14 protein-coding genes are annotated in these 20,643 nt (G+C 47.9%); 5 read left to right on the forward strand and 9 right to left on the reverse strand.

The genetic code is table 11. The features are described 5' to 3' along the window. The first annotated feature begins 122 nt into the window (after positions 1–122). Entirely contained in the window at positions 123–398 is a 276-nt protein-coding gene (locus J9B83_RS12795; RefSeq protein WP_328797737.1) for a DUF6500 family protein, read from the forward strand. Between the two features lie 78 nt (positions 399–476). After that, positions 477–944 carry an MOSC domain-containing protein gene (locus tag J9B83_RS12800; protein ID WP_211537256.1) on the forward strand — a complete coding sequence of 156 codons (468 nt, stop codon included), beginning with the start codon at positions 477–479 and terminating at the stop codon, positions 942–944. Here the strand turns inward: J9B83_RS12800 and J9B83_RS12805 are convergent. The 5 genes from J9B83_RS12805 to J9B83_RS12825 all read right to left on the reverse strand — a co-directional run bounded on the left by J9B83_RS12805 (position 937) and on the right by J9B83_RS12825 (position 9,120). Beyond that, complete coding sequence (locus J9B83_RS12805) at positions 937–2,607, reverse strand: aminotransferase class V-fold PLP-dependent enzyme (protein ID WP_211537257.1); 1,671 nt, start codon at positions 2,605–2,607, stop codon at positions 937–939. The two genes, J9B83_RS12800 and J9B83_RS12805, sit on opposite strands and share 8 nt — an antisense overlap. Before the next feature lie 47 nt (positions 2,608–2,654). Then, positions 2,655–3,125 carry an Lrp/AsnC family transcriptional regulator gene (locus tag J9B83_RS12810; RefSeq protein ID WP_211537258.1) on the reverse strand — a complete coding sequence of 157 codons (471 nt, stop codon included), beginning with the start codon at positions 3,123–3,125 and terminating at the stop codon, positions 2,655–2,657. A gap of 186 nt (positions 3,126–3,311) precedes the next feature. Further along, positions 3,312–6,545, reverse strand: coding sequence for an efflux RND transporter permease subunit (locus J9B83_RS12815; protein ID WP_211537259.1), 3,234 nt, complete (start codon positions 6,543–6,545; stop codon positions 3,312–3,314). Beyond that, on the reverse strand, positions 6,542–7,744 hold the full coding sequence (locus tag J9B83_RS12820) for an efflux RND transporter periplasmic adaptor subunit (protein WP_211537260.1): 1,203 nt from the start codon (positions 7,742–7,744) through the stop codon (positions 6,542–6,544). Before J9B83_RS12820 ends, J9B83_RS12815 begins: the two co-directional genes overlap by 4 nt. Then, complete coding sequence (locus tag J9B83_RS12825; RefSeq protein WP_211537261.1) at positions 7,741–9,120, reverse strand: TolC family protein; 1,380 nt, start codon at positions 9,118–9,120, stop codon at positions 7,741–7,743. The genes J9B83_RS12820 and J9B83_RS12825 overlap by 4 nt, the downstream gene beginning before the upstream one ends. A 248-nt stretch (positions 9,121–9,368) precedes the next feature. Here J9B83_RS12825 and J9B83_RS12830 point away from each other — a divergent pair, with 248 nt between their 5' ends. Continuing rightward, complete coding sequence (locus J9B83_RS12830) at positions 9,369–9,722, forward strand: GIY-YIG nuclease family protein (RefSeq protein WP_211537262.1); 354 nt, start codon at positions 9,369–9,371, stop codon at positions 9,720–9,722. On the opposite strand, the gene J9B83_RS12835 is transcribed toward J9B83_RS12830, so the two are convergent. Then, positions 9,698–11,659 carry a RecQ family ATP-dependent DNA helicase gene (locus J9B83_RS12835; RefSeq protein WP_328797738.1) on the reverse strand — a complete coding sequence of 654 codons (1,962 nt, stop codon included), beginning with the start codon at positions 11,657–11,659 and terminating at the stop codon, positions 9,698–9,700. The two genes, J9B83_RS12830 and J9B83_RS12835, sit on opposite strands and share 25 nt — an antisense overlap. 104 nt (positions 11,660–11,763) lie before the next feature. Beyond that, on the reverse strand, positions 11,764–12,756 hold the full coding sequence (locus J9B83_RS12840) for a serine/threonine protein kinase (protein ID WP_211537263.1): 993 nt from the start codon (positions 12,754–12,756) through the stop codon (positions 11,764–11,766). A 229-nt stretch (positions 12,757–12,985) separates the two neighbouring features. Between J9B83_RS12840 and J9B83_RS12845 the strand changes: the two genes are divergently transcribed. Then, positions 12,986–14,515, forward strand: a complete 1,530-nt coding sequence (locus J9B83_RS12845) for a methyl-accepting chemotaxis protein (protein ID WP_328797739.1) — start codon at positions 12,986–12,988, stop codon at positions 14,513–14,515. A gap of 79 nt (positions 14,516–14,594) precedes the next feature. After that, positions 14,595–16,361, forward strand: coding sequence for an ABC transporter transmembrane domain-containing protein (locus tag J9B83_RS12850; protein ID WP_211537265.1), 1,767 nt, complete (start codon positions 14,595–14,597; stop codon positions 16,359–16,361). Here the strand turns inward: J9B83_RS12850 and glgX are convergent. After that, complete coding sequence (gene glgX / locus J9B83_RS12855; RefSeq protein ID WP_211537266.1) at positions 16,342–18,372, reverse strand: glycogen debranching protein GlgX; 2,031 nt, start codon at positions 18,370–18,372, stop codon at positions 16,342–16,344. The two genes, J9B83_RS12850 and glgX, sit on opposite strands and share 20 nt — an antisense overlap. Positions 18,373–18,437: 65 nt before the next feature. Then, positions 18,438–20,633: a 1,4-alpha-glucan branching protein GlgB gene (gene glgB, locus J9B83_RS12860; protein WP_211537267.1), complete on the reverse strand. Its 2,196-nt coding sequence runs from the start codon at positions 20,631–20,633 to the stop codon at positions 18,438–18,440. Positions 20,634–20,643 lie beyond the last annotated feature (10 nt).

Consider the following 20,643-nt stretch of genomic DNA (forward strand, 5'->3'; position numbering starts at 1 on the left):
GGTAGATCTCCTTATAATTATTTTTATCAGCCTCTTGAATCTAGCAGGCGAATCTTTAATAAGAAGTGAGACTTTAGTCTCATAGTCTGATTTTTAAACGATATTGCGACAAAAGGATGTGCTTGAATCGTGCGACTAATGGAGAAAAAGCGAGAGAAGATGCAATGAATGCTAAGATAAAACAAAAAATCCTGACGGTTTGTGCAAATAAAATACAGCAAAAAGGTGAAGGTGTTCAGTTGTCTTTTTATGCGTTTTTTGCCAATAAAAATACTGATCCAGTGGCTTTAATGCAGGTTGCTCGCTGGTGGATTGAAGAAAATCAGTTTGATCACTTCGAAAAAGCGACCAAAATACAGGCTTTGATCGAAGCGATGGATCAAAACGAAGTGGTGTAATCGTGTGTAACGCAGAGAGTTTTTCACAAACGGGTATGCCATAATCGAATCATGGCAAATCGGCTTCAGGAGCAAAGGGTGATTTTAGCTATTTATGTATCGAAAAAATCCAAACAATCTCAAATAGGCATTGACGCGGTCAAAGCTGACGCCGGAAAAGGCATTGTGGGCGATCGATATTATGGTAAAAAAGGCCTAGATGGCCCCAATATTACGTTTGTTGAAAGCGAAGAAATTGCCGCTTTTAATGCGAATTTTGGTCAGCATATTAGTTTGTCGTCTACACGACGAAACATCGTTACCCAAGGCGTGCGATTAAATCAGCTGGTGGGGCAAGAGTTTTCAATTGGTGACGTGCGCTTTTATGGGGTTGAACTGTGTGAACCCTGTGGCTCTCTTGGCAAAGCGCTGGCTAATGACTCTCTAACATCATCGCAAGTGGTTAGAGCGTGGACGCGCCGTGCAGGGTTGCGCGCCAACGTATTAACAACGGGCATTTTACGCACCGGGATGCAGTTTAACCTGATTTCAAAAGCCACTAAGTAGCGTTTTTCTGCGTTAAATCTTGCGCTAATACAAAGTGTTTGATGTCCGAAAATGCGTCATTAAAAGGCTGATTTTGATCGATAAATTCCCCCGCAAGGCAACGTTTGACCAGCTCGCTGGCTTGTTCTAAGTACGTACTTTTAGCCACGATTTTTTGCTGTGTAAACTCTGTGTCGGCTGATCTAAATAACAGCGTATCAAGTGGTTTAGGTTGAACCGATTGTCCCTGAAAACGCCATAAATCGGTGCTTTGCTCATAAGCATAAAAAGGCAGCAAGGTGATCCCATGTTGAGCCACGAAATCGATGGCATCTAAAATAAAATTAGCCTCTTTCTCGTCTAAAAAGTAATTTAAATTGAACCGCACCCAACCCGGTTTGACCAGTTTCTCCCCGTGCTTTATGGCCAATTGAATACGTTCTGATTCTGCTTTATTGATACCTAAAAGTTGGTGGCCGTATGGCCCGGCACAAGAGCATCCGCCACGAACTTGAATACCAAACACATCGTTCAGCACGGCAGTGACAAAACCATGATGCAAATAGCCAGCGTCAGTGCGAATACGAAAAGCGGTAATGGACAGACGCGGTGCGTCAGCGTGTCCCAATCGTTCGATATTTGGATGCTGGTGCCAACGCTGATTTATTAAATTAACAAGTTCATGCTCGCGCGCTTCGATTAGCTTGGCACCCACAGTTTCTTTTAGCTGAAAGACCAAACCGGCACGAATGGATTCGATAATAGCGGGGGTGCCGCCTTCTTCACGACGTTCGCCAACAGGCAAAAACGTGTGGTCATCCGGCGTCACAAAAGACACGGTGCCACCGCCAATCAAGCTGGGCTTAAGGTTGTTGATCAAGGCTTTTTTGACCACTAAAATGCCTGGTGTGCCAGGCCCACCGATGAATTTATGGGTCGAGAAAAACATCGCGTCTTTTGCCAATGATGGGGCAAGTGTTTTCTCGGTGTTAGGGTTCATATCTAAGTTCACATAAGGCGCGGCGGCGGCAAAATCCCAAAAAGCCAAGGCGTTATAACGATGCAATAACGCAGTAATAGCATCTTGATCGCACAAAATCCCTGTTACATTGGAGGCGGCACTGAAGCTGCCAATGCAGGTTTTGTGTTGATTTTCCTGCAGTACTTGCTCCAAAGTGGTAAGACAAACGCCACCGTTTTTGGATTCCGCAATGCGTATTACCTCGACACCCAGTTCACGCCATGGCAGTTCGTTGGAGTGATGCTCATACAGCCCGATAAATACACACACATCGGCTTTTTCCGTGGTGTTGAGCGTACGTAAACCTAGTTGGCTGATTAACGTATTAATAGCCGATGTGGCGCCGCTGCCGCAGAAAATCACCAAATCGTCTTTTGTGGCGTTAACCGATGAGCGAATTTGCTGACGAGCTTGCTCACGAAAGGCGGTGGTTTGTTGTCCTGTGGCGTTGGCTTCGGTGTGCGTGTTGGCGTAGAGCGGCATCACATGCTGACGAATGGCGTCTTCAATAAAGTCCAAACTGCGCCCCGAGGCGGTGTAATCGGCGTAGGTGAGCGTGCGCTGCCCGAAAGGCGTAGTAATCTGAGTATCGTGGCCTATGATGCCGTTGCGAATACGGTCTAATAATGTACTGTCTTTGGTTTGAACGGCTGTCAGGGTCATTTTGTCTGCCTTGTTGACCAGCCGTCATCTTGCCTTGTGTCTCTCGGTTAGCGAACAGAACTGGGTAGAGGCAACTGCGTTGTCCACTTAATCTGTTCCATAGCAAAGTTCGAGGTCACATCGGTCAATGCGGTGGCACTGATTAATCGTTTATAAAATGCGTCGTACGCTGGAATGTCTTTGACCAGCACACGCAATAAGTAATCGTATTCCCCCGCCATGCGATAAAACTCCATCACCTCGGGAAATTCTGCGACGACCTTAGCAAAGTGTTCTGCCCACTGTGCGTCGTGCTGATTGGTTTTCACCTGCACAAAAACAGACACGCCAAGGCCAAATTTATCGGCGTCCAGCAAGGCCACACGGCGCTTGATATAACCGGCGTTTTCGAGTTTTTGCACACGTCGCCAACAAGGGGTTTTTGATAAGCCAACGTGCTGGGCCATCTGTTCGGTAGAAATACTATCATTACTTTGAATTAAGGCAAGGAGTTGCAAATCTGTTTCATCTAAGTGCATTTTGTTCTCTTTATTATTGAATATTTAGATTTATATTTCTTATTTTGGTGTTTTAGCTAATAACTTGCAATGGGAAGCTTGAGTTTGTCGAAAAGATAGAATTTAAGACACAGTGACGGATTAAAAACAGAGTAAAAAAAAGCGTATTTTATAAAAAAATACGCTTTTTTGCGGTTGCTTTGAGAATTAAACCCTTTCAGTAGCGACCTTAGGTTGCTGGAATCGTTTTAACAACTGCTCCGCATCTTCTTTGATCATCAACAGCACTGGGATCAACACCAAGGTGATTACGGTGGCGAACATGATGCCGTAAGCCAAAGATACAGCTGCAGGAATCAACATTTGCGCTTGTCTGGACGTTTCCCACAGAATCGGAATCAAGCCTGCGAAAGTAGTAAACGAGGTCAGTAGGACAGCGCGTAGGCGACTGCGACAGGCATGACTGATGGCGTCACGAACCCCTTCTGAGCGCTTGCGCAAATCATTAAAGCGCGATACCAGCAGCAAGCTGTCGTTCACTACCACACCACTGAGCGCCAAAATCCCATTAAGAGAAAAAATACCCAGAGTCAACTCGTTCATCCAATGTCCGAGCAAAGCCCCTATGATGCCAAATGGAATGGCCATCATGATGATTACTGGTTGTATGTAGGACTTAAGCGGTATGGCCAAAAGACCGTAAATGATTAGCAGAGCGATCAAGAACATTTCCGACATAGACGACTGGGTTTCTGCCCGTTGCTCGGCTTCCCCTGAGAAATACACAGACACGCCTGAGAATTGTCGAGTGAGGTTCGGCACCACGGCTTTTTCAAGATAGGCGACGATTTCTGTCGACGACATGACGTCTTTATCCACTTCCGAGGACATGTACAAAGAGCGTTTTCCGTCGATGCGTACTATGGTGGTTTCGGCGTTTTCTTGCGCCAAGGTGGCCACCGCAGACAATGGAATACGGGTTCCATCTTCTAAAATGATTTTGGTATTCATCACCGCAGCAGGAGATTCTTGCTGATCAATAGGGTAGCCCAAACGTACTTCGACTTCGTTGTTGTCGCGCTGGTAGCTTTGTACTTCATCGCCGTCGAAATTGTTGGAAATTTGCGTCGCCAAATCGCTGGTGGACAAACCTAATAATCGACCTTGATCACTGACGCGCAACACCAATCGTGATTCAGTTGGCGTGTCGTTTTGTTCAATACCTGTAACCGCTGGCAGAGTTTCAAGTTGTTTCAACAACTCGCTCATAGCGCCTTCTAGCACGCTAGAGTCATTACCGCGTAATTCGATTTTTAGTGCATCAACGGTTTCCCGTGCACTTCGAATACGAAGGTTTTTGACTCCTTCCGGTGTGCCTGATAACTGCTGCCATTTACTGGCAAATTCGGCGGCGGTATAAGGTCGGTCGGTAATGAGTTCGATGCGAATATTACCAGATTGGTCATTACTGGCGGTAACTTGAATGTTTTGAATGGCCACTTCGCCTTTTGGCTCTCTATGGGCTGGAGGACCTTTTCTTTCAGAATTAGCGGATGGTTTTGGAGCACCGTCGGGACGCGGTGGGCCAGAGCGTTCGCCAGAGCCAGAGCGTAGATCTATATCAGCTTGATAAGCCGCTGCTTCCAGCGCCAATAGTACAGTGTTGGTTTGCCCGTAGCTGACGTCGTTTTGCATGGTTAAGCTGCCACGAACGGTATCCCCAGGAATCTGTGGGAAAAAGCTGGTGCGAATAGCACCGGTAAAGGGCATGGACATCACCAATATGAAAATGGCAAAGAACAGCACCAAAATGGCATATCGATAATTCAATGCAGCTTCGATAGCGGGGCGGTAAAGTCGTTCACTGAACCAGTTTAAACCTGAGTCTGCGCCATGCTGAATGGCGGCCCAGCCTCTGGCGATCAGGTTGGTGCGCACGGATTTACGAGTGTTAATGTGCGCCAAGTGAGCTGGCAGAATCACCTTAGACTCAATCACCGACAAGACCAAACAAATGGCCACTACAATGGCAAACTGCGAATAAAGCTGCCCTAAACGACCTTCGATGTTCGACAAAGCCCAGAAGGCTGCCACCGTGGTAAATACACCAAATAAGGTGGGCACCGCGACAATCATGGTGCCCTTGATGGTGCTGGCGAGGGTGTCACCCTCTTTGGAGCGCACCGTATAGATGCTTTCACCCACCACCACGGCATCGTCCACCACTATGCCCAGTGCCATAATAAAACCGAAGGTGGTGAACATGTTAAGGGTTAAGCCAATGCTTTCGGTGCCCATAAAAAACAAGGTGCCGAAAAAGATAAAGGGCAGCCCCATGGCAACCCAAAACGCCACGGTAATATTTAGAAAAACCGCCAATAAAACAAACACCAAAAACACCCCAGTAACGGCGTTTTCAACCATGAGTTCCAGTCGTTGGTTAATGGATTCGCTTCGGTCGTACCAGGTCCCCACGGTCACATTCGGTGGTAAGCGGCCGCTTTCCTGCCATTCGGCCAATACCGATTTGGCGGCAATGACCGAGTTGGAAATGTCACTGGTGCCCTTGGTTAACACTTGAATGGCTAAGCTGTTTTCTCTATTAAAGCGCGACAAGACAAAATCATCGTCGTCGAAGGTATCGCGAATCGTCGCTATGTCGCTGAGCAACAGCTTGCCGCCATTGCTGTTGGTTTGAATGGGAATACTAGAAAACTGAGCTTTAATATAAGCCTGCTCGGACGCGCTGACCGACAAATAAATATCTTTGTTGCGTAAGGTCGCTACTTTTGCCGTGGAAGATTCTGCATTAATGGCCGTGGCGATGTCACTTAAAGAAAGCCCGTAAGATTCGAGCTTATTTTTGTCCACATCGATTTTCATCATGGGGTCAAGCCAGCCAGTGATGGACGTGGCGCTGATGTCTTCATGTGCGAGTAAATCGGATTCCAGCTCGTCGGTAAGTGTTTGTAGTGTGCGGCGATCCGCTTGCCCGTAAAGCTGAATCCAAATGGAATGTTCTTCGCGTACGGCTTTTGACACAACCGCTGGCTCGGCGTCGTCAGGAAAACTGGTGATCTGATCCACTTCGTCTTTTACATCATAAAGCAAGGTGTCTATGTCGTAGCCATCGGTCATTTCAATGGTCACGCTGGTAGACTTGGCCGTCGACGAGGTGGTGATGTTTTTAATGCCCGAGGTGCCTTGGAGCGCTTGTTCTATGGGAATGGCAATGCCTTCTTCGTTCTCTTTGGCAGAGCCGCTGTTGTTCACCACTGAAATGGCCACGCTGTTGGGCGATAAACTGGGGAAGGCTTCTTTATTAATGGAGCCTACGTTCAAAATCCCCAAGGTAATCATTAAAATCAGCAGCAAATTCGCCGCCACTGGATTATTGGCAAACCAAGGGATAATGCCTTTAGTGGTGTCATTCGAGCTCATTGGGTCACATCCTGTGTTGCTGCGTTATCAGCGGCTGAAGCGCGGATGATCGGTGTTACCAAGGTGCCTTTGATGTAGCTGTTGTAAGGTTGAATCAGTACTTGGTAGGTTTTGTCGTGCATGTTTTCTGGCACATCAATGTACACGTATTGCTCATCGACGAAGCGCGGCGTGGTGTCAAAGGTGGCGAGGCGATTGTCTTCGTCGAGATACCAAATTTCACTTTTTTTGCTGAGCGCCGTATTGGGTAAGCGCCATAGTTTGTCGAGCGACTTGCCTTGTAGAGAAATTTCCACAAAAGAGCCAGGGATCAGCGGCGATGATTGTGACAAAGGGTTATTCAACGCCACCGTGAGGCTGCGCATTCGGGTGCTTTCATCAATATGAAGGCCAACGTGTAAGATTTTTCCTTGCCATTGGGCTGGGCTGTCTACGCTTTGTATGGTGACGGGCCAATTTGTTTGCAGCAGTGTTTGCGTGTCAGGCAGCTTTAGCCAGTCGCTGTTGGCAAGATCGATGGAGATCTCGGCACGGTCGATGCTGTATAAGGTACCAACCTCTGTACTAGCGCTCAAATAGGCGCCAGGCGAAATGCTACGCGCTACGACGAGAGCATCAAAAGGCGCAATGATTTTTGTGTTTTTTACATCATTCAGCGCATTGGATAGCTCAGCTTTTGCCGCTGCCACTTCGGCTTGAGCCGCGATTAATTGCGGTTCACGTAGCACCAAATCTGAGTCAGGTTCCTCGGTAAAACCAGAGGCTTCCCATTCCGCTCTGGCTTGTTCCCCTTGGCGAATTTCTTCTTTTAAAGCAAGCTCTGCGCTGGCAAGGGTGTTTTTTGCACTGGCAACCGCACTGTCGAGTTCGGTATTTTTTAGCGTCGCAAGTAGGTGACCTTTTTTGACGATTTGACCGGATTCAAATTGCGCTGATACTTGGGAGACTTCACCACTGACTTGGCTGGTAAGTGACAACGAGTAGCGCGGTTGTGCTAGGCCAGAGGCGGTGATTTTAGCCGCATAGCTGCCCATACCGACGTTAATCACCGACATTTCTAACGCTTGTTCGGGGGATTCGGGTCGAGGCTGACGCACCTTGTTATTTTGTTCCTCTACGGCGTAGGTGATGTAGGCGTAAACACAGCCGATGGAAACGAGCGCCAGCAGTAAATAAATCCATTGTAGTTTGCGTGTCATTCTTTGTTTACCCCAAGCCCTAGTGCGAGCCCTAAGTCGACTCGATTTGATAAGTGTTGATAAATAATATCGTCCAGTTGCGCTTCTAAATCGAAGGCGGTGGTTTGCGCATCAATGAGATCGCTCAATTCGACCAAGCCATTACGATATTTCTTCTCATATTGCGCTAAATTCTTTTGCGAACTGGTGAGGGCATCGCGAATGTGTTTTGTCTGCAACGACAGAACTTTTTCTTGTCCTAGCGTGCTTTCCACTTCGTTGACCGCCGTGAGTAGGGTGTCTTTGTAGTCTTGATAGGCTTGTGCGGTTTCTAATTTGGCGATTTCCGCCGCGGCTTTGAGCTGTCCGCCTTGGTAAATAGGCTGGGTAAGTTGCCCTAATAACGACCAAATGGGTGAGCCGAATAAGGCTTTTGTGGGTGACTCCGCGGTTTCGCTCAAGGTCGCGCTGAGGCTAATGCTGGGCAGCATGTCTTTGTAAGCCACTGAGGTATTGAGGTCGGCGGCTTCAATGTCTAAGAAGGCGGCTTTTAAGTCAGGTCGACGGTGCAGAGTTTGTGTCGGCAAGTCATCAAAAGCCAAGCTGACATTGGGGTAATCGACATTTGGCAGCAGCGCTAAGGAATCGGATGTACCAAGGTACAATTGCAAATTACGACGTTCAATGGCCAGATTTTCTTGGTATTCCACCAGATCCGAACGAGATTGAGAGGAAGAGGTGCGCGCTTCGTCCAGCGCTTCTAAATCCCCTAAGCCGTTTCGGAAACGCTTCACAATGAGTTGTTCGTTTGACTCAAGCAAAGCGAGTCGTTTGGTTTCGATTTCAATGGCGCGGTAGTTGGCTGTCATGGACAACCAAGATTTCATCACATTGGCGACCAAGGTATCACGACTGGCTTGATACAGAGCTTCGTCGCTGGCGAGGGCTTTTTCAGCCGCTTGTTCAGATTGCGCCAGTTTGTTCCATAAGTCCGCTTCCCAACTAATGCCTAGATCGGCGGTGTAACTGGTGTCACTGCCTTCGCTTTTGCCTGCTGAAAGCCCTGCTTCTACACTGGGTAAAGAATCACCGTGCTGGCTTTTTATGCTCCATAAACTGGCTTGGAGAGTAAGCTGCGTTTTCTGTAAACTGGGGTTGGCGGCGAGCGCTTCTTGTATAAGTTGGTTGAGCCTATCGTCTTGAATCAAGTCTGTGAGGTAGCTTACTGGGGCCGCATTGTCTAGCGCTTGCCACTCAGAGGCTTTTTTATCGCCGATGACTTCTAGCTCACTTTGTGCCAAATCAGCGTAATTTTCACGCTTTTCTGAACTACTGCAAGCGCTGAGTAACAGGCTAGCGCAGAGTAGGCTGGTGCCTAAAAAGGATCGCTTGATCATTAATAATATCCTGGTAAAAACGCCAAGTCCGTTGAAATAATGCAGTGATGTTATGGCTATGTTGTATTTTCTAAAACGATGCAAAGTATCAGCCAATTCATTGTCTGTAATTAAGTATATTTTCGTTTCTTTACATTTAATCGGTGTCGATTGGTCAGTAGGTTATACGCTATTGTTCACCAAGAGAGAGGTTTCGTCGTGTATTTTGACAAATCGCAATAAGATAAACAGCGGCCAAGGAGCCACCAATGACCGACAGCAATGCCACCGATCACAAAGTGAGCGGTAAAACATGGCAGCTTTACATGATCCAAACGCGCTTGAACACGCTTTACACTGGCATTACTACCGATGTGTCGCGCCGTTTTGCAGAACATAACAGCAGCAGTAAACGCTCCGCTCGGTATCTGAAAGGCAAAGGGCCTTTGGTGCTGGTCTGGCATCAAGACGTCAGAAGCAAAAGCGACGCCTTGACGCTAGAATATCGTGTAAAACAACTGAGCAAACAGCAAAAGCTGAGCCTTATCGCAGGAACCTTGTCGTTGGATTCCTTAAGAGTCACTGGCCCTGAAGAAGGTCAAGATCTGGCTGATAACAACTGACTCACCGCATCTAAAACAGACTCATACGGGCGCTCTTCGTAGGCGCCAAAACCACCCAGTTGCCGCGCTTTGATCTTGGTGAAAATAGGTTGAGTCAGTCCCGTTAAGTAACGTGTTGCCAACACCGCCGTAAGGGGTGCCTGCGGGCTTTTATTGGCTAAATGTTGGGCGAACTCTTGCAGCAAACCGCGTAATCTTTCACCTTCTTGCTCTTGCCAGTGGTCGTTGTCGACAGCGTCTGTGCCAAAGGCGAGCACTTTTCCTCGACAAACGGAACAGTGACCGCAGTGTTCCGGCGCATTTTGATCGCCAAAATAGCGTGCTAAGTTATGGTTTAGGCAGCGATCTAGCTGGAAAAAGCGAATCATAGTCGCGATACGAGCGATTTCTGCACTTTGCTTTTCTTCGACATAGCGCTGTAATTGACCAGACAAAATAGTGTGCTGAAAAGCGTCTGCATGAACGCGATAGACTTCGGTTAAGCCTTTGCTTTCTAGCGTTAATACATGATGATCGGCGGCGAATTCGAGCATCTGCAACACGTGTCCACGAGACAAACCGTCTTCGTTGAACAGTGTATCGAAATTCGGTGTGCCCCAAATCTTTTTGTACTGAATGCCTTTTAACAGTGCTTGATAAGCGCTTTGCCACTCGTTTGGAATACGAGCTGCAAAAGCCATTCGATCGCCTTCCCATTTGAGTCGAACGTCCGCGTAATAGCTGTATTGTGGCGTAATGGCACCGAGCAGCTCGAGTTGCACCAGCAAGGTTTTGAGCGGCAACGAGCGAATGTTGGTGGCGTTAGATAAACCGTATAACTGTGTTTCCCATTCGTTGTTCAGCGTTTGTTCTGCCATGGTGCGCAACAGCGTTTCTATGTCTTGTGGCTCTGGCGTGTCGCCATAAACAAAGTTTTCGAGTGTGCTTAACCCCTCTAAACTGGCGAGCAAAACACAGCGGCTAGGTTGGCTATCACGACCGGCACGACCAATTTCTTGGCTGTAGTTCTCGATGGATTTGGGCAAGTCATAATGCACAACGAGGCGAATGTCAGATTTATCGATGCCCATACCAAAAGCAATGGTTGCCACGATAATGCGTGTTTTGCTGTCCATAAAATCCGCTTGAATACGACTGCGAACCTCGCTGCTAAGCCCTGCGTGGTAGGCCTCCACGGAATAGCCTTCGGCTTTGAGCTGTTGAGCGACGTCTTCGGCGGTTTTTTGTTGTGTGACATACACAATGCTTGCGCCTTGGGTGTCATTGAGTACCGCTTTTAAAGTGGGAAGCTTTTCTTCCCGCTGAACTGGGATCAAGTCGATGTCTAAGTTCGCGCGGTAAAAGCCAGTCTGTACGATGTTTTCTGGGTGAATGGCGAATTTTTGCGCCATGTCTTTTTGCACCCGCCGCGTCGCGGTTGCCGTAAGCAAAAGAACCAAGGGGATGGCCAGTTCTTGTTGGTAGGCAGGAAGTTTTAAATAATCGGGGCGAAAGTTATGACCCCATTCTGAAATACAGTGGGCTTCATCCACCACCAACATAGAAATGGCAACGCCCTTGATGAAACGACGAAAACGCTCATTTTTAAAGCGCTCCACAGAGATCATCAATACTTTAATACGACCCTCTTGCACGCCGGCCATCACGGCTTGGCTTTCGTCTTTGGTTTGGCTGGAATCCAAACAAGCGGCAGGAATGCCTTTGGCGCTTAAAAACGCCAATTGATCGTGCATAAGAGCGATTAATGGTGAAATTACCAGAGTTAAATTTGGTAACTGGGTGGCGGTTAACTGATAACACAAGGACTTCCCCGAGCCGGTAGGAAAGACCGACAGAGAGGATTTCCCCGCTAAGAGTTGTTCTATGGTTTGTTGCTGACCTTCTCGAAATTGATCAAAGCCAAAGTGTGACTGTAACACCGACTGTAAATCCATCATTGGATCGTCTCCTTCCTTGTTAAATGTTGGTCTGCTTGCTGAGTAAATGTATTCATCAAAGACATGATTAATTTAATTCATTGAGAAGTGGTTGAGAAGAGGCGTTACATATTGCCGCTGATTCGAGTGAGAGGGGCTTCTTGTAACATGGCAAATTGTTCGCGCAAATCCAGAATATGCTCAGCCCAATAGCGTTCAGTATTAAACCAAGGAAAGGCTTTTGGAAAGGCTGGATCTTGCCAGCGCCTTGCTACCCAGGCCGCATAGTGCATCATGCGTAGGGTTCTGAGCGGTTCGATGAGCACAAGTTGGGCGTCATCAAAATCACAAAACATTTCATAACCTTCTAGTAAGGCTTCTAATTGCATCATTTGATCTTGTCGGTCGCCGCTTAATAGCATCCATAAATCCTGAATGGCTGGCCCCATACGACAGTCATCAAAATCGACAAACACGGCTTTGTCGTCGCGCCACAAAATATTGCCAGGGTGACAATCTCCATGAAGTCGGGTGGATGTGTAATGGCAAGCGTCGAAACGCTGCTGGATGACGCTCAATATGTCGCGGGTCAAGCTGTCATAAGCTTCTTTGAGACTAGTGGGAATAAAATCGTTCTCCAACAGAAAAGTGCGGCTGTCGGTGCCATAACTTTGGATATCGATGTGTGGACGATATTGAAAATCTTTTTGCTGGCTGGTGGCATGCAAGCGCCCTAGTGTACGTCCTAGTAACTCAATGGTGTCCAAGTTATCCAGCTCAGGCGCGTGGCCACCAAAGCGGGTAAACATCGCCAAGGTAAATTCACCATCTTGATGAAGGCTGCTGCCCGTAGGAAGCATCATCGGCGCCACAAGAGGAAACTCTGCCGCCGCCAATTCTGCACAGAAATCGTGCTCTTCTTGAATTTGTTCGATAGACCAGCGGTTTGGGCGATAGAACTTGGCAATCAGAGGCGTGGCGTCTTCAATGCCGACTTGTAGCACACGATTTTCGTATGAATTTAATGCGGTAACTCGACCATCGCAGTGAAAGCCCAAGGCTTCAATCGCATCGAGAATACGGTCTGGTGTTAGCGCACTGTAAGGATGATCGGTCATTGCTTTACTTCTGTTTATGGCGTGAGTGGCTATGGTACAGAATATATTGCTTCATTATTACCTATCTTTTCAGGAAGGGGGATCTCGACAATGCGCTACTACTTTAGTCGTAGGTCTGAGGTTTTAGATTGACCTAACTTGGCCTTGGCGAAACACTGAGTAAAATAATAATGATTAGCAAGGAATACGGATGATCTTTTTCCAGTTTTGCGTGATTTTAGGGCTATTTGTGCTCTTTATAATTGGTTACTTACAAGGAGCGGTGTCATCGACGTTTGCTTTGGCAGGCGGCGCTTTGTGCCTGTTATTGCTGGTATTGAAAAGCCTTCGCGCAGTGCCGGTAAAAAGGTCAACTTTGGAGACGCCTAAAGAGCAAGACACTCACGCTCAGTACGCACAAATGAGCCAGACCGTTACTCAAGCGACTTCTAAAATGGCCATAGGCGCTGCTGAAGTATCGCATTTTGTCGATACTCTGAGCAAAGACATCCATTTCACTCGAGACGACAGCGAGCAAATTACCCAAGCGGTGGTGACCTTGTCGGATACAGGTCTAACGCTATCGAATAACCTTGGTCACCTAACGCGCACCATGAGCGAAACGGCAGAATCAAGCCAAACAGCACAAGCGGCACTGACGCAAAGTGCGGATCAAATTAATGAGCTGACCCAAAAAGTACAGACCGCCAGCGAACAATTGGCGCTGTTAACCAAGAGCGCCGATGACATAGATACCATTACCGATGTGATTAAGGCCGTTTCTGAACAAACCAACTTATTGGCGTTGAATGCCGCAATCGAAGCGGCACGAGCCGGTGAACAAGGCCGCGGTTTTGCGGTAGTGGCCGACGAAGTTCGAGCTTTGGCGGGAAAAAGTGCGCATGCATCCGAGCAGATTTCAGCCTTACTGACCGATGTACGCCGTAATAGTCAGTTAACCAACACGGAAATGACCTCCCTAAAGAGCCTAACGGAAAGCCTGTCGAGTACCTTATTAGGTGAAACTCAGCGTTTTATCGCTTTGACCAAAGAAGTGCAGCATGCTTCGACCGTATTGACCGAAGTGGAAAGTGCAGGCGAGGAATTGGGAGCGGCCAGTACGCAAATTAATTCGTCTATTTCTCGTATCAGTGGCGCTTTGCAGGATATTTCCAAACGCAGCGATCGTTTGTCGATCGAGGCGTCCAGTTTGAGTAATGGGGCAGAAGTGGTGTTTCGTGAGTTGGACAAAGTCGACCAATCTTTGTTCTTTTCGGATTTGCTCAACGCGGCAAAGGGTGCCGCGCAGTCTGTTTCCCATGCGTTTGAAGAGGCTATTGAGAAGGGCGAGTTGACTCAGCAAGCGGTGTTTTCAAAAGATTATCGGCCAATCAAAAACACCAATCCACAAAAATTCAGCACCGATTACGACGCCTTTACTGACCGAGCCTTTCCAAATATTCAAGAAGCTGTGTTGGATGCTTTCGATGAAGTGATGTTTGCTGGTGCGGTGGATATAAACGGCTATTTTCCCACTCATAATAAAAAATTCAGCCAGCCTTTAACCGGCGATTATGAAACAGATTTGGTGAATAACCGCAGCAAACGTGTTTTTAATGATGCAACTGGCAGCCGCTGTGGCGCTCATACAGACACCTTTTTATTGCAAACGTACAAACGCGATACGGGTGAAATTCTCCATGATTTGTCCGTGCCTATTTATGTAAATGGCCAGCATTGGGGTGGTTTTAGAATGGGCTTTAAGTCGAAAACGTCTTAGTAACTTTCTGTTTTTTTCCGTTCTTATGGGAACACTGGAGTATAGTAGAGTCATCTAATGCTTATCGGGTGACTCTGTTATGAAAAATGCTCTTGATGTGAAGGTTGGACTGACAACCCTGTTGGTATTTTTACGGCCTTATCGGCGACAAATTCTCTTCGCTCTAATTGCTTTGGTGGTGACTGCTGGCACCATGTTAAGCGTAGGAAAAGGGTTGCAGTACCTAATCGATGATGGCCTGACATCTGGATCGCAAGCGGGTTTGAATAAAGCCTTGTTGGTGTTTATGGGCTTGGTGTTTGTGCTAGGTATTGGCAGTTTTTGTCGATTTTATCTTGTTTCTTGGATTGGGGAGCGAGTCGTCGCCGATATTCGTCAATCGGTTTTCGCGCATTTACTGACCTTGTCGCCTTCCTTTTTTGAAGACAATTCCCCCAGTGAAATCCAATCACGAATTACCGCAGACACCACCTTATTGCAGAGTGTGATTGGCTCGTCTTTGTCGATCGCCCTGAGAAACAGCTTGATGTTGGTGGGGGGGATCGCGTTTTTGCTGGTGATGCATTTCAAACTGACGCTTATTCTATTGGCTTGTGTTCCTGTTGTGGTGGTGCCAGTGATATTTTTTGGTCGCCGTGTACGTCGCTTGTCACGTAACAGTCAAGACGAGATCGCTAATGTTGGGCAGTATCTGTCCCAAGCCTTGAGACACATCAAGGTGGTGCAAGCCTTTAGTCATGAAGACCATGATGTACAGCGTTTTTCCCATGCCGTAGACAAGGCTTTTTCGGTAAGTGTTAAACGTATTCAACAACGGTCTTGGTTAACCTTGATGGTGATCTTACTGTCGATGAGCGGCATTGGCGTGATGCTGTGGTTTGGTGGTAAGAGTGTTATTTCAGGGGAAATCAGCCCTGGGGATTTGGCGAGTTTCTTGTTTTACTCGGTGATTGTAGCGGGTGCTGTGGGAGCAGTGTCTGAAGTGATGGGAGACTTGCAACGCGCGTCCGGCGCGGCTGAGCGCATCATGGAATTACTGAGTGCCAAAAGCGACATTGTCGGCGGTACTTTGGAGCGGTTTGAACCACAGGCAGAGGCTGAAAATAACATTATTGCCTTCGAGCAGTTGAGCTTTTGTTATCCCACTCGGCCTGATCATGCAGCACTGAATAATCTGTCGTTTTCGATTAAGCGAGGGGAAATGGTAGCGCTTGTGGGGCCATCTGGTGCAGGAAAATCGACCTTGTTCGAACTGTTATTACGTTTTTACGATCCACAGCAAGGCCAAATTCGCTTAGCTGGTCACCCTTTAAAAGACTATTCACTAAAGGCGCTACGAAAGCAGTTTGCTCTTGTGCCGCAAGAAACCGTTTTGTTCGATCAAAGTGTGTACGAAAATTTAGGCTATGCTGATCGTGCTGCCAGCCATGAATCTATTCAACAAGCGGCAGGTCAGGCTAACGCGCATGAATTCATCTCGCGTTTAGATAAGGGCTATGACACACGATTAGGCGAAGACGGCGTGCGATTGTCTGGTGGGCAGCGTCAGCGAATTGCCATTGCTCGAGCTATTCTAAAAGACGCCCCTATTTTACTGCTCGATGAAGCCACCAGCGCCCTAGACGCAGAAAGTGAAAGCAAGGTGCAGGCCGCACTCGACCCTCTAATGAAAGGCAAAACCTCTCTTGTTATCGCCCATCGGTTGGCGACCGTACTGAACGCGGATCGAATTATAGTGATGGATAAAGGACACATTATCGCGCAGGGCACCCATACTCAACTACTGGAAAGTTGCGAGCTTTACAAACGCCTAGCGGACTTACAGTTTAATCAATCTGCCCAATGAATACGCCACGGTAGGCGCACTTTAGTTGGTTGTTTTCTATTGCCATACTGGGTGTGTTGTAAAGGGGTGTTAGGCTTTTGTGATCGGTTGGTATGCTGGCTGCAATGGGTGTGTCGGTATTGTAAAAAACGATCCAAAAGCGTGCTGATAGATCCGCTGAGGTTAGGGTAAGAGATAGGTAATGGCGGTTTTTATCAGACCAATCTTGTCCTGTCATGGGCGTGCCTTGTTCATTAAACCATTCAATGTGATCGGCATTGGTGTGCTGATACAAGGGGTCGTCGTCTAGGTGAAGATTTGCCAAAATAGGGTAGCGTTTGCGCAGTGTCATTAGGGTTGCAATGGTGCTTTGCAATTCTGTGCGAGCATGACTGGTTTGCCAATTTAGCCATGTTAGCGAGTTGTCTTGGCAGTAGGCATTATTGTTGCCTTGTTGTGAGTGTGACAACTCATCGCCACCGAGAATGTGCGGTGTGCCTTGGCTTAATAGCAGTGTGGCCATAAAGCAAAGCTGTTGGTTTAAGCGTTGTGCTTGAATGTTGGCATCGTCTGTTTCGCCCTCAGCACCAAAGTTTTGGCTGATGTTATCCCCATGACCATCGCGATTATCTTCCATGTTGGCTTGGTTGTGTCGTTGGTGATAAGACACCAGATCCCTCATGGTATAGCCGTCGTGATACGTGATGTAATTGACCGAATGTAGGGCGCTTTTTTGGCCCTTGTGGAAGTAATCTCTTGATCCCATGAAGCGGGTGGCGAATTCTGGTACTGCGCCCTTATCGCCACGCCAAAAGCGGCGAATGGTGTCGCGGTATTGGTCGTTGCATTCAAAGAAGCCTTTGGGAAATTGCCCAACTTGATAACCATTTGGGCCAATGTCCCACGGTTCCATCACAAGGCAGGTGTTGCTGAGCACAGGATCTTGCAAGATGGCTTGCAATAAGGGGGCGTTAGGAGTGAAGTCGTGATGAGTGCGACCCATATCCACCCCTAAATCGAAGCGGAAACCATCCACGCCCATCACATTGACCCAATAGCGCATGCTGTCGCAAATGAGACGAATGCTACTTGGGCTAAAGGTATCGATGCAATTTCCACAACCGGTAAAGTTCAAATACTGGTCGTCTTGATGGCGGTAATAGCGTGCGTTGTCTAGACCTCGAAAACTCACACTGGATTGATCGAGTTCGCTTTCTGCGGTGTGGTTATACACCACATCCAAAATCACTTCGAAGCCTGCTTGGCGAAGACCATCCACCATTTGTTGAAATTCCACTACGGCATCATGTTGGGCATAAGACGGTTCTGGTGCAAAAAAACTAACAGGATTATAGCCCCAGTAGTTGTTCAGTTTTAAAACGTGTAAATGCCGTTCCGTCATAAAGCTAAAGCAGGGCATGAGCTGAATGGTGGTGATCTGTAAGCTTTTTAGATGCTCAATGCCAGGCGCAGAAATCACCCCTAAATAGGTGCCTTTGAGTGCATCGGCAATGGGTAAATTTTGACTGAAGCCTTTTACGTGCAGCTCGTAAAGTGCTCGGCTGCTTGGTGATACACGCACACGAGCGGGACGCTCTGGTGAAGAAACAGGTGTACGAACAATGGATTTGGGCACACAGTAGGCGCTGTCTGTCAAATTGGCTTGGCCGTCTTGTGTCATCGCCGCTTGATCTGGATGCCAGACCAGTTTGTCGCTGAGGTCTTTAGCGTAAGGGTCGATCAGCAGTTTTTTGAGATTAAACATCTGTTGCTGTTTTGGCTGAAACGCCCCATCAGCACGCAGGCCATAATGCTGGCCTTCGGTTAATCCCAGCACTTCCATGTGCCAAATGCCTCGGTGTTTATGCAGAAAAGGCAAGGGCGCTTGTTCCTTACCCTCGTTATCAAACAGACACAAATACAACTGGCTGGCGTCTTCTGACACCACAGCGAAATTCACCCCTTGCTCTGTCACGGTTGCACCAAGTGGAAAAGGGGAGCCTGTGGCAAGGGCGTGGTCTGTTGTTGTCATTGTGGTCTCTTTGTTGTCTCTTTTTGGTGTGTAGGGTGCTTTTTAGTACAAAAATCAACGAGGCATTACGCCTCGCCTAACCAACGAAGCAAGATACCGGCCAAAGGCGGCACTTGCAGTTCAATGCTTTGTTCACGGCCGTGACTGGCGACCGCTTGCGTGTCGTATATCTGTGTGGAGGCAAAGCCGCTGCCCGTATAATGGGTGGCGTCCGTGTCCATAATGACTTGGTAGCGTCCTGCTTGTGGCACGCCAATGCGATATTGACCATGTGGCATGGGCGTGAAGTTGACCACGGCAATGCTGTGCTCTGAGCGGTTTTTAGCGAAACGAGCGAAGGCCAAAATGCTGTTGGCGCTGTCGTCGTAACTGATCCACTCGAAGCCTTGTGGTGAGTGGTCGTAGTGCAAGCTGGTTTGATTTTGATAAAGGTGATTTAAGTCTTTCGACAAGGCGTGTTGTGCCTTGTGAAGAGCCACATCAAGCAAATGCCAATCAAGCGAGCGCTCATGGCTCCATTCTTGACCTTGGGCAAATTCATTGCCCATAAAATTAAGCTTTTTACCCGGATGAAAGTACATATAAGCGCTAAAGGCGCGCAGGTTCGCAAATTTCTGCCAGCTGTCTCCTGGCATTTTAGCGATCATGGAACCCTTGCCATGCACCACTTCGTCGTGGGAAATGGGTAATACGAACTGCTCGTCAAAAGCGTAAACCATACTAAAGCTCAGTTCGCCTTGGTGATGCTGGCGATAAATGGGGTCTTTTTTGATGTAATCTAGCGAGTCGTTCATCCAGCCCATGTTCCACTTAAAGCCAAAACCTAAGCCGTTCATATAGGTCGGTTTTGATACGCCTGGAAAGGCGGTGGATTCCTCGGCGACGGTAAAGCAGCGCGGATGATTGAGGTACACGGTTTCGTTCAAACGACGTAGAAAATCGATGGCTTCGTAGTTATGATTGCCGCCATCTTTGTTGGGAATCCATTCGCCGTCTTCGCGGGAATAATCCAGATACAACATGGAGGCCACAGCGTCTACACGTAAGCCGTCAATGTGAAACTCTTCCAGCCAATACACGGCATTACTGATCAAATAGTTGACCACGTGCTCTTTGCCGAAATCGTAAATCAACGAATTCCATTCAGGGTGCCAGCCTTTTTTAGGGTCTGGGTATTCGTATTGTTTTGAGCCATCGAAATTCGCCAAGCCATGACTGTCGGCTGGAAAATGCGCCGGCACCCAATCCATAATGACGCCGATATTGGCTTGGTGCAGAGCGTCCACTAGAGCTTTAAATTCTTCTGGTGTCCCAAAACGCGATGTCACGGCGTACAAGCCAACCGGTTGGTAACCCCAAGAGCCATCAAACGGGTATTCGGTCACGGGCAATAATTCCACGTGGGTATAGCCCATTTCTTCAATGTAGGGTACCAGTTGATCCACCAATTCTAGGTAGGTCAAAGGCTGGTTATCGTCTTTACGACGCCAAGAGCCAAGGTGTAACTCATAAATGCTCATGGGTTGTTCGTATAAATCGGTAATGGGGCGCGTCACCCATTTTTCATCTTGCCATGCGTGTTTGTGGTCGAAGCAGGTCACGCTGGCAAAAGAAGGGTATTGCTCAATACGTTGCGCATAAGGATCGCTACGATGGGGCAAAATATCACCAGAGCGCGCGCGAATTTCAAACTTGTAGCGAGCGCCGTGGTTCACATCCGGAACAAACAAACGCCAAATACCGTCGCCATTACTCGACATTGGGTGTGTACGGCCGTCCCAGCTATTGAAGTCGCCCACTACGGAAACAGAGCGCGCTGCCGGCGCGTACACCGCGAATCGCGTCCCTTGAATGCTGAGCTTTTTGGTGATGCTGGCGCGGGTTTGTATGGCGCCTTGGCTTTTGTACAAACTGGCTTGATGGTGTTCTGGGTCGACAAAGGTGGTGCTGGGAAATTGATAGGGATCGACCATCACATGACGGTCGCCACTGTGATAAGTGATCTCTAATCGATAATGAAAACGCTCGGCAAGGCTTGGCCATTCAGCAAAAAACAAGCCGTTCTCATCCGTTTGTGTCATGTCAGCCAAGAGCTTGTCTGAATCAATGGCAAGCACGCGGATAGATGCGGCTTCTGGTTGCCATACGGTTAACATAAGGCCTTTTTTGTTCGTGTGCGCTTGTAGCCCTAAACAACCAAAAGGGTCGGAACACTGTGTGTCGACGACATCCTTAATGAGGGCGTTTTTTATTAGATGCATTCATTTCTCC

Source organism: Marinomonas vulgaris (genome assembly GCF_018145875.1).
Taxonomy (GTDB): domain Bacteria; phylum Pseudomonadota; class Gammaproteobacteria; order Pseudomonadales; family Marinomonadaceae; genus Marinomonas; species Marinomonas vulgaris.